This window comes from Oleiphilus sp. HI0079 (assembly GCF_001635105.1).
The window spans coordinates 1-270 of sequence record NZ_LWFT01000888.1; the positions used below are offsets into that span (position 1 = coordinate 1).

Below are 270 nucleotides of genomic sequence, written 5' to 3' on the forward strand. Positions count from 1 at the left end.
ATGCTCGAAGCATATGGTCAGCGTTTTATTACCGAGACAATCGGGCATGAGGTCGCACATTTTATTGTGTTTCAGTTGTACGGGCGCAACGTCCGTCCGCATGGAAAAGAGTGGCAGTCGGTAATGAGCGAGGTGCTACGACAGAAACCTGAAGTGACTCATCAATATGATACGAAGCCGGCTCGGCGCTTGAAACGCTATGAATATGGTTGTGCCTGCCGTGGACGAGTACACGAGCTTACATCAATACGACACAAGAAAGTGATCAAT

General features: G+C 48.5%; 1 protein-coding gene. It reads left to right on the forward strand.

From position 1 onward, the window contains the following. On the forward strand, positions 1-270 hold a 270-nt coding region (locus A3750_RS16410), incomplete at both ends, for a SprT-like domain-containing protein (protein ID WP_197475092.1).